Annotated in this window: 1 pseudogene; it reads right to left on the reverse strand. The window is 33.7% G+C overall.

Annotated features, from left to right (window positions below):
* Positions 1-573: pseudogene (locus tag IR152_RS19805) on the reverse strand (phage tail tape measure protein); the annotation flags it as partial.
* Positions 574-603: the final 30 nt, after the last annotated feature.

Here is a 603-nt window from a genome sequence, read left to right on the forward strand (position 1 = left end):
CAATACTTTAGTTTTTTGTGCATCTATAGAAGAATTAAAATCTACTCCCTTAAAAATCTCGTTTGCTTTTCCTCCTAAGCTTTTTAATGTTTCTAGAGCCTGTGGTCCTGTTGCTTTTAAAGAGTTCAACATTCCTGTTACTCCGTCTTTCAACCCACCTACATTTGTTCCTTCCTTGAAAGCGTTGAAAGCATTACTCATACCTTGTTTAATACGATTAGAAGAGCCAGCTCCATACTTATTTATAAAATTCATAGTTTCTTGTATGCTATTTCTGTAATCTTCTGCATTTAATTTTCCTGCCTTAAAAGCATCATCCAAGTTTTTAGTAATTTTAGCAACCTTTTCATTAGGTTTCATATTAGCACTTACACCCGACAAAATTATAGCCATATTATCATTTAACCCTCGCATCATAGTAAGAGAACTTTCACCCATACCATCTAAAGAACTTCCTAGAGCCTTTGCAATTTCATTAGACTTTCTTTCAGTTACATTTTTAGTTTGCTCAAAAGCTGTTGAAAAAGCTTTAGTTACTTCTTGTAATTCTTCTTGACTAGCAGTTTTCAACATGGATGTAGCATTCGAAGTTTCTCCTGCTAT

Source organism: Clostridioides sp. ES-S-0108-01 (assembly GCF_020662285.1).
Classification (GTDB): Bacteria; Bacillota; Clostridia; order Peptostreptococcales; family Peptostreptococcaceae; genus Clostridioides.